Source organism: Aeromicrobium sp., from assembly GCF_050700635.1.
Taxonomy (GTDB): Bacteria; Actinomycetota; Actinomycetes; order Propionibacteriales; family Nocardioidaceae; genus Aeromicrobium.
The window spans coordinates 1-4,454 of the sequence record NZ_JBOHDT010000134.1 but is presented as its reverse complement, the minus strand read 5'-3'; the positions used below and the strand labels follow the sequence as shown (position 1 = coordinate 4,454).

Here is a 4,454-nt window from a genome sequence, read left to right as displayed (position 1 = left end):
GCCAGGGCCCAATTGAGTTCGCTCCGAACCGCAGGGGGCGGACTTGCAGAGTGCATGACCGTCCTCACGCCACATCTTGCTAGCCTCGCGGGGTGAAGATGTCAGTTGTCGGGTGCGGTTACCTCGGCGCAGTCCACGCAGCATGTATGGCCACACTCGGCCACGACGTCGTCGGCATCGACACCGACAAGGCCAAGATCGACGCCCTCCAAAGCGGTGATGCACCGTTCTTCGAGCCGGGACTGCCCGAGCTGCTCGAAGAGGCGCTAGCCACCGGACGCCTGGCCTTCTCCTCCGACGTCTCGGACGTCCGCGGAGCAGAGGTCCACTTCATCTGTGTGGGCACCCCGCAGCTCCCCAACGAGATCGCCGCCGACCTCACCTTCGTCGATGCGTCCGTCGAGGCGCTTCTTCCACACCTCGCCCCGGGCGACCTCGTCGTCGGCAAGTCGACCGTCCCGGTCGGCACCGCCGAGCGGCTCACCACGCTCTCGGACGAGGCAGACACCGGCGCCCTGCTCGCCTGGAACCCGGAGTTCCTGCGCGAGGGTCACGCGGTCAAGGACACCCTTCACCCGGATCGTCTCGTCTACGGCGTCCCGGCCGGCATCGAGGGCGACCGCGCGGTCAAGCTGCTCGACGAGGTCTACTCGGCCACGATGGCCGACGGAACGCCGCGGCTCGTCACGGACCTCGCCACTGCCCAGCTCGTGAAGGTCGCGGCCAACTCGTTCCTCGCCACCAAGATCTCCTTCATCAACGCGATGGCCGAGCTGTGCGAGGCCACCGGGGCCGATGTCACGCTACTGGCCGACGCGATCGGTCACGACGACCGCATCGGCCGCAAGTTCCTGAACGCCGGTCTCGGGTTCGGCGGTGGTTGCCTGCCGAAGGACATCCGGGCGTTCATGGCGCGCGCCGGCGAGCTGGGCGTCGACCAGACGCTCGCGTTCCTGCGCGACGTCGACGCCATCAACACCAGGCGTCGTGAGCGCATGGTCGAGCTCGCCCGCGAAGAGGTCGGCGGATCGATCGACGGACTCCGCGTCGCGGTGCTCGGCGCCGCCTTCAAGCCGAACAGCGACGACATCCGCGACTCCCCGGCCCTCGACGTCGCCGAGCAGATGCGGGCCCAGGGCGCTGACGTCGTGGTCACCGACCCGCAGGCGCTCGAGAACGCGCGGACCGCATATCCCGAGCTCTCCTTCGCCGACTCGGCGCTCGAGGCGGCCACCGGGGCCGACCTGGTGCTGCTGCTCACAGAGTGGGCCGACTACCTGACTCTCGATCCGGTCCAGCTCGGCGAAGCCGTGCGTCAACGCCGCATCTTCGACGGACGTCTCGCGCTCGATCCCGTGGTCTGGCGCGAGGCGGGCTGGGTGTACCGCTCCCTCGGCCGTCCGTGAGCCAGGGGTTCTTCCGCGACGCTGACGGTCGCCTCGTCCTCGGCCAGGCTCCCAATCCCGCCATCATCGTGTTCTTTGCCGCGTTGGCGCTGAGGTGGAGCCAATGGGACGCCCGGGACACCGAGCTGCTCTGGCTCGGCCGTGGTGCGCTCATCGCCTGGGCCGCCGACGAGATCCTGCGCGGCGACGCGCTCGTGCGCCGGCTCCTGGGTGCGGTGGTGTTGGCCTGGCAGCTGTTCGTGCTGTTTCGCTAGGCGTCGAGCAGGCCGTCCTTCCGGGCCGCCGTGACGAGCTTGCGTACGTTGGCCAAGCGGCCGCAGTCGGCGTCGATCTGGGTGTTCCGCTCCTCGCAGAAGGCCGTGCCGAGGTCGCGGCGCGCCCGGGCGCCGATCTCGTCGCGCGCCGAGTTGACGATCGTCAGCTCCTCCTCGGTGAGGTGGTGGCCGACCACGCGAGCGAGCTCCTCGACGGCGTCGTCGAACTTCTGCGTCGTGGTGCTCGAGCACTCGAGCACGGCGAGCAGTGCCGCGTTGCCCTCGGCGTGCTCGCGCTCCCCGTGCTCGGCCTCCTCGGCGTCAACGGCTCGCAGGCGTCGGAGGCGCGGATACACGCGACGTTCCTCCGCCTCGGCGTGGGCGATGTGCAGAGCGGCGAAAGCCCAGCGCACCGCGTCACGGTCGGAGTCTGAGCTGCGCAGCTGTCGCAGCAGCTCCTCGAAGCGCCGATGGTCGGTGATGATGAGGTCGACGACGTCCCCAGACTGGGGTCGTCCGAGATCGATCGCGGTGCTCGGTTCCATCGGCTCTCCTGCTGAGGTTCAGGCGTCGAGTCGAGCCTTCAGTGCGTCGAGCTCGGTCCAGAGCGTGGTCGGCAGCTTGTCGCCGAACTTCTCGAACCACTCGTTGATCTGCGGGAGCTCGGCCTTCCACTCCTCGACGTCGACCGCGAGTGCGGCTTCGAGCTGCTCGCGGCTGATGCCGAGACCCTCGGTGTCGATGGCGTCCGGCGACGGGATGAGGCCGATGGGCGTCTCGTTGGCGTCGACCTTGCCCTCGACGCGCTCCATGACGTACTTGAGGATGCGGCTGTTCTCGCCGAAGCCGGGCCAGAGGAAGCCGCCATCTTCGTCGCGGCGGAACCAGTTGACGTAGAAGATCTTCGGGAACTTGGACTCGTCGTTGTTCTTGGCCATCGAGATCCAGTGGCTGAAGTAGTCGCCGGCGTCGTAGCCGATGAACGGCAGCATCGCCATCGGGTCGCGGCGGACGACGCCGACCGCGCCGGTCTGAGCGGCGGTCGTCTCCGACGAGAGCGTGGCGCCCATGAAGGTGCCGTGGGTCCAGTCGCGAGCCTCGGTGACCAGCGGGATCGTCGTCTTGCGACGACCGCCGAACAGGATCGCGTCGAGCGGGACGCCGTTCGGGTCGTCGTACTCGGGCGCGATGACCGGGCACTGCTTGATGGGGGTGCAGAAGCGGCTATTCGGGTGGCTCGACAGCTCGTCGCTGTCCGGCGTCCAGTCGCGTCCCTTCCAGTCGGTGAGGTGGGCCGGCGGGTCGTCCGTCATGCCCTCCCACCAGATGTCGTCGTCGTCGGTGAGGGCGACGTTGGTGAAGACGGAGTTGCCCTGCTCGATGGTCCGCATGGCGTTGGCGTTGGTGCTCCAGCCGGTGCCCGGCGCGACGCCGAACAGCCCGAACTCGGGGTTGACGGCGTACAGGCGGCCGTCGGCACCCACGCGGATCCAGGCGATGTCGTCGCCGATCGTCTCGGCCTTCCAGCCGGGGATCGTGGGCTCGACCATCGCGAGGTTGGTCTTGCCGCAGGCGCTCGGGAATGCGGCGGCGACGTACTTGACGACACCCTCGGGGTTGGTGAGCTTGAGGATGAGCATGTGCTCGGCCATCCAGCCCTCGTCGCGGCCCATCACCGAGGCGATGCGCAGCGAGTAGCACTTCTTGCCGAGGAGGGCGTTGCCGCCGTAGCCGGAGCCGTACGACCAGATCATGCGCTCCTCGGGGAACTGCACGATGTACTTCGTGTCGCTGCACGGCCACGCGACGTCGTCCTGGCCGGGCTCGAGCGGGGCGCCGACGGAGTGGAGCGCCGGCACGTAGTCGGCGTTCCTCTCCTCGATCTTGGCGAGGACCTCGTTGCCGATGCGGGCCATGACGGTCATCGAGGCGACGACGTAGGCGGAGTCGGTGATCTCGACGCCGAACATCGGGTTCTCGGACTCGAGGTGGCCCATCACGAACGGGATGACGTACATGGTTCGCCCTTGCATGCAACCTTCGTAAAAGGCTCGCATTGTTCTTTTCATGTCAGCGGGCGCCATCCAGTTGTTGGTGGGACCGCTGTCCGCCTCGTCGACCGAGCAGATGTAGGTGCGGTCCTCGACACGGGCGACGTCGGACGGATCGGAGGCGCACCAGAAGGAGTTCGGCTTCTTCGACTCGTCCAGACGGACGAAGGTTCCTGCCTCGACGAGCTCGTCGGTGATCGCCGTCCACTCCTCCGGCGTTCCCTCGACCCAGTGGATCCGGTCGGGCTTCGTGAGGGCGGCTACCTCGTCGACCCAGGTCTGGAGCTGCTGGTGGGTGGTCTGGTACGTCGAGCGGATGGTGTCAGAGGACATGTGTGAACTTTCCTTCTCGCGCATCGCGGGCCGAAGACCGTTCTGGCTCGCACTCCCGGGCTCATGGGCCCAGGTAGCTGATGTGGGATGGGCCCGTCCGTGCAGGCACGAACGGTCACACGACTGTACGCCGTGAGTATCTCGGGGAGAAAGCGAGGGCGGGTGGAATTGGTCACAGTGTGCCTCGTGCCTTCGCAACAAAGGATTCATCGACGGTCCGCGCCTGCCACCCCACCGTCTCCCACATTCACCGCGACGCGATCGAGGTCTGAACGACCCACGTCGGGTCACCGGGCCGCACCCGTTAGACTCGTCACCGCCCTCCGGGGCTTGCGCCCGTAGCTCAACGGATAGAGCATCTGACTACGGATCAGAAGGTTGGGGTTTCGAATACCTCCGGGCGCGCCACT

4 protein-coding genes and 1 tRNA gene are annotated in these 4,454 nt (G+C 67.5%); 3 read left to right on the top strand and 2 right to left on the bottom strand.

All coding sequences use genetic code 11. The annotated features are described in order from the left end of the window. Window positions 1-98: 98 nt before the first annotated feature. Window positions 99-1,406, top strand: a complete 1,308-nt coding sequence (locus ACRDPN_RS10510; protein WP_431447400.1) for a UDP-glucose dehydrogenase family protein — start codon at window positions 99-101, stop codon at window positions 1,404-1,406. Continuing rightward, window positions 1,403-1,660 (top strand): hypothetical protein, encoded by a 258-nt coding sequence (locus tag ACRDPN_RS10505; protein WP_431447399.1) that lies wholly within the window; start codon window positions 1,403-1,405, stop codon window positions 1,658-1,660. The genes ACRDPN_RS10510 and ACRDPN_RS10505 overlap by 4 nt, the downstream gene beginning before the upstream one ends. On the opposite strand, the gene ACRDPN_RS10500 is transcribed toward ACRDPN_RS10505, so the two are convergent. Together ACRDPN_RS10500 and ACRDPN_RS10495 are read right to left on the bottom strand one after the other, a co-directional pair. Beyond that, window positions 1,657-2,205 carry a hemerythrin domain-containing protein gene (locus tag ACRDPN_RS10500; RefSeq protein ID WP_431447398.1) on the bottom strand — a complete coding sequence of 183 codons (549 nt, stop codon included), beginning with the start codon at window positions 2,203-2,205 and terminating at the stop codon, window positions 1,657-1,659. The genes ACRDPN_RS10505 and ACRDPN_RS10500 overlap by 4 nt on opposite strands. A gap of 18 nt (window positions 2,206-2,223) precedes the next feature. Beyond that, window positions 2,224-4,044 (bottom strand): phosphoenolpyruvate carboxykinase (GTP), encoded by a 1,821-nt coding sequence (locus tag ACRDPN_RS10495; protein ID WP_431447397.1) that lies wholly within the window; start codon window positions 4,042-4,044, stop codon window positions 2,224-2,226. 332 nt (window positions 4,045-4,376) lie between these two features. Between ACRDPN_RS10495 and ACRDPN_RS10490 the strand changes: the two genes are divergently transcribed. After that, window positions 4,377-4,452 (top strand) — tRNA-Arg (locus ACRDPN_RS10490). Window positions 4,453-4,454: the final 2 nt, after the last annotated feature.

Bases quoted from the DNA above. Each gene is read 5' to 3' on its own strand.
- ACRDPN_RS10495 (WP_431447397.1), bottom strand. From the start codon at position 4,044: ATGTCCTCTGACACCATCCGCTCGACGTACCAGACCACCCACCAGCAG.
- ACRDPN_RS10500 (WP_431447398.1), bottom strand. From the start codon at position 2,205: ATGGAACCGAGCACCGCGATCGATCTCGGACGACCCCAGTCTGGGGAC.
- ACRDPN_RS10510 (WP_431447400.1), top strand. From the start codon at position 99: ATGTCAGTTGTCGGGTGCGGTTACCTCGGCGCAGTCCACGCAGCATGT.